Below are 4,224 nucleotides of genomic sequence, written 5' to 3' on the forward strand. Positions count from 1 at the left end.
CGACACGGTACTTCGTCTTGTAGGTCGGAGGGACTCGCGATTTCATCCTCGCAGTGTGCCCGGCAGCGCCGGCCGGGACTCAAGGGCGACCCTGGCTGGCTCCTGAGCTGGTCGCGGGCCTCGATTCACGCACCAACGCCGAGCTCACGGTCCAGGACATTCGCAGCTCTCTGGCGTTCGCAGCCGATCGTGAACGGAGAATCTGGTCGCCGCGGGAGTAGGCCCTCGAGGCGCCAGAGGCGAACGAGCACCGGAATGCTGCACCTGGTCCCTCGCCGGTGTAGGCTGTCACTTGGAGACAACGCATGAACGAACTCCTCAAACGCATCAGCATCAACCCGCAGGTCTGCCACGGGCAACCCTGTGTGAAGGGAACGCGAGTCCCCGTGTGGATCGTCGTCCAGTTCCTGGCGAACGGGGACTCCGCGGATGAGGTGATGGCTGCGTATCCCGCGCTGGAGCGCGAAGACGTTCAGGCTTGCCTCGTCTATGCAGCGGAGCTGACTCGCGAGAGAGTCCTTCCGATCGACCTCGCGTCTTGAAGCTCAAGTTCAAGCTCGACGAGAACGCCGACCCCCGGTGGCGGGAGCCGCTTGTCGAAGCAGGTCACGATGTCTCGACGGCTGCCGAGGAGTCGCTCGCGGGTGCAGGCGATCACGACTTGGCAGCCGCTTGCCGAGCCGAAGGCAGATGTCTCGTGACGCTCGACGTCGACTTCGCTCAGATCCTGGACTTCCCTCCCAGCGAGTACGCGGGCTTGGTCGTGCTGCGACATCCACGACCGACGCTGTCGGGGATGAGGGACCTCGTGCGACAGCTCGCAATCGCTGTAGAGACGGAGTCGCCCACAGGTATGCTCTGGATCCTCGAGCCCGGTCGGCTTCGGATCTACCGAGGTTCGCCGGATGACGGCGATAACGGCCGGCCCTAGCCGGCTTCGCCCCCCTGGGTGGTGCCTGTCCCTCCCGAAAATGCTGCCCAAGGGCATCACATCACACCCGCCTGGACGGGCCTCTGAAGCACCGTAGCCGAGACGGGGTTGCGCGTCCAGATGCCCGGGGGATGATCTTCGGATGCCCGACCTCGCTCTGCTCGTGAACCTGCTTCAGCTCGCGCTCAAGAACCGCACCCAGCTCGCGCTCGAGAACATCGCGCTGCGCCACCAGCTCGCCGTCTACAAACGAACCGTCAAGCGCCCGCGGATCGAAGACCGTGACCGCATCTTCTGGCTGGCTGTCATGCGGATGCTCCGCGAGTGGCGCGAGGCGCTCGTCTTCGTGAAGCCTGAGACCGTGGTCCGATGGCACCGCCAGGGTTTCCGCTACTACTGGCGATGGAAGTCGCGCGCCAAGCCCGGCCGACCACCGATCAGCCGAGAGGTGATCAACCTCATTCGGCGCCTGTCACGCGAGAACGTGCTCTGGGGTGCGCCTCGCATCCGAGACGAGCTCGCACTGCTCGGGCACATGGTCGCGGAGTCGACAGTCGCGAAGTACATGGTCAAGCGTCCGCGGGCAGGTGACGGACAGAGCTGGCGCACGTTCCTCGACAACCACATGGCCGACACCGCAGCCTGCGACTTCTTCGTCGTACCCACGCTGACGTTCAAGCTGTTGTACGGCTTCGTCGTGCTGTCGCACGATCGTCGGCGCATCCTGCATATCAACGTGACGGCGAACCCAACGGCGACCTGGACGGCGAGGCAGATCGTCGAGGCGTTCCCGTACGGAGCGGTTCCCAAGTACCTCGTGCGCGACAGGGACTCGATCTACGGCTTCGCGTTCCGAGCGCAATGCAGAGCATTGGGCATCAAGGAAGTCCGGATAGCTCGACGGTCGCCTTGGCAGAATCCGTTTGCTGAACGCCTGATCGGCAGCATCCGACGCGAGTGCGTCGATCACATCGTTCCGTTCAACGAACGACACTTGCTGCGCACCCTTCGGGCGTACGTCGAGTACTACAACAAATCGAGGACGCACATGTCGCTCGATGGAAACGCGCCTGTAGCGCGTCTTCGTAGCTCGGGTGTCGGTGACGTGATTGCCGATCCTGTTCTCGGCGGCCTGCATCACGTCTACCGACGAACCGCGTAGCAGCGGAACTCGAATGTGCGCGTCGCGCCAAAGGAGAGAGTGTGTCCACACTGCGCGACGACTCGCTCGAACCGTGTTAGAATCGCGGCCGAAGGCCGCGCTCTCCAAGGTGCGCAGCGTTTTCGGGAGAGACAGGGGCTGGCCGCTTCGTGCGATCCGTGCAACAACGCCGCAGTTTGAGCGACCTGGCCACCCACTAAAGGTGTCGGAGAGCCGGTTTTGGGGAGGAACATGGGACAAGTGTGATGGTAGAGTCACAGTGGTAAGTGCGCACCCGCGTGTGCGGCGCACCGCGCCAACAGAGAGAGCTACACTTTGCGTATCAATCCCACCGGCTCCGCGACCCTTCTCGCTCTCGCTACCATTTATCCGAGCCCGACTGGACCGAACTGGCCCCACACGAGGGATGTGCCGGACATCCGATTGCAGACGAGTGGCCATCTGACCGGCAGCATGAACGCTGCCGAGCGCGACGCTTGCATCGCGGTCGCCGCGACCATCGATTGTGACGCTGCTGCCGACATCTCGGCGGCGATAGCAGCGGACTGTTTGAGACTCGCTTGGCTCCCGAATGTCGGGTCACCGCCGGGTGCCCATGACTACAACACGATCGCCATTCGGCCTGGCCTCTCTCCGTTCGCCTGCGCCGTAGCCCTCTTGCATGAATGGGAGCACGTGCAGAACACAAATGGCGGGCCGGCACACGGAGGTACGATCGGTGACGGGCGTACTGGTTCCGAGTGCTACGACTGCATCCACGCATTCATGAACCTGCAGAGCTGGCATGAGCTCGCAAACCTCATCTGCGATCCGCCCGCGATCGCCACCGAGGCCGATTGCGCGGCGCTTCGAAATATCGGCCAGGAGACCTCGCTGGCGGACGATTGCCTAATCGGTAGCTGCCTCAGCGGCATGAGTATCGTAGACCCGTATTCTGGCGACTGCCCCAACTGCCCCGAGTAGGCAATGCACATGAATGCCACGCTTATGGCCAGCACCCTGTTGTCGTGTGCCGCTCTTGCTCCGATGCACCGTCAGCAGCCCACCTGGAGTGCCGCCTCGGTCAATGCCACCATCGCACCATTCGGATTCAGCGTCCTCGCCCCGAATGACTTGTTTCGAGCCGAGGCGGTGATGGATCGAGCCAAGAACCTCGTCGAGGTGCAATGGAGGTACTCGGCAGCTTCCGACTTCTTGAGTCCGCCCGAACACTTCCTGGCGCAGAAATTCGCCGTGACTTTCATCCCGACGGCCGTCGAATTCCTCAACCCCGCGCATTTGGTCGTCGCGGGCACGCATGGTACTGAGACGATCGTCGAGGTCTGGCACCTGAAGATTCCGGTAGTGACCCCGACCGGCCTCGTCGGACAAACCAAGAAGTCGGCGCGGCTGGTGTACAAGGCGTCGCAGACGAACGTGCCCGGGATCGTTCGGAGCCTGATCCACAATCGCGGTGCCACGCAATCCGTCTTCGCGCGTTTCACCGGGAGCCACGACCTGTACGAGATCACGTGGCCCGCAGATTCGGGAACCGGAGTCGCAGCGGTCGTGCTGAGTGCCGCCCAGGCACCTGGCTTGTCTGCGAGCCCGTACGATGAGCCCTTTGGGGGCAACCACACCACGAAAGGCTTCGTCTACATCCTTCGTGTCAAGGACGCGCTCCACTTACACGACGCCTTCGTCATGCTCGATACGAATCGAGATGGCGTGATCGATTCCACTGCGCTCTGGGGATTCAACGATTTCGAGTCCAATGAAGCGCTCGACGCGGCGAAATGGATCGAGTACGCCGGTCAAGCGCCAGTCTTCTAAGCCGGCCAATAGACGCAGCTCGCCGACGGGCGTCAGTTCGACCGGGCCGTCGCTTGTGCACACCACGAATTGTTGGTCAGGATCGGGCATCCATTGACCGGACAATCAGCGCCTCCTGAGTTCGAGATAACCAAGTTCAATGAGGGCGTTCTGAATCGCCCTGCGGTCGATCTTAGCCTGATCCGCGCGGTTCAGGGCGACTCCTTCCTCGAAGCCGAGACCGATGCGCGTAGCGGCCTCGTGGCCAGCGTAGACAGCCCGGAAGCGAGCGCGCTCGATCGTCGTGATCGGCACACGCGCCCGCCACAGTGCGTCGGGC

At 62.9% G+C, this 4,224-nt stretch carries 5 protein-coding genes; all 5 read left to right on the forward strand.

What is annotated here, in order from left to right; genetic code table 11:
* Positions 1 to 305: 305 nt before the first annotated feature.
* On the forward strand, positions 306 to 542 hold the full coding sequence (locus tag GY725_22210; GenBank protein ID MCP4006903.1) for a DUF433 domain-containing protein: 237 nt from the start codon (positions 306 to 308) through the stop codon (positions 540 to 542).
* Positions 539 to 931, forward strand: coding sequence for a hypothetical protein (locus GY725_22215; protein ID MCP4006904.1), 393 nt, complete (start codon positions 539 to 541; stop codon positions 929 to 931). Before GY725_22210 ends, GY725_22215 begins: the two co-directional genes overlap by 4 nt.
* A gap of 142 nt (positions 932 to 1,073) precedes the next feature.
* Complete coding sequence (locus tag GY725_22220) at positions 1,074 to 2,093, forward strand: transposase family protein (GenBank protein ID MCP4006905.1); 1,020 nt, start codon at positions 1,074 to 1,076, stop codon at positions 2,091 to 2,093.
* 408 nt (positions 2,094 to 2,501) lie between these two features.
* Positions 2,502 to 3,056: a hypothetical protein gene (locus tag GY725_22225; protein MCP4006906.1), complete on the forward strand. Its 555-nt coding sequence runs from the start codon at positions 2,502 to 2,504 to the stop codon at positions 3,054 to 3,056.
* A 9-nt stretch (positions 3,057 to 3,065) separates the two neighbouring features.
* On the forward strand, positions 3,066 to 3,905 hold the full coding sequence (locus tag GY725_22230) for a hypothetical protein (protein ID MCP4006907.1): 840 nt from the start codon (positions 3,066 to 3,068) through the stop codon (positions 3,903 to 3,905).
* Positions 3,906 to 4,224: the final 319 nt, after the last annotated feature.

Source organism: bacterium (assembly GCA_024226335.1).
In the GTDB taxonomy this organism is placed as follows: Bacteria; Myxococcota_A; UBA9160; order SZUA-336; family SZUA-336; genus JAAELY01.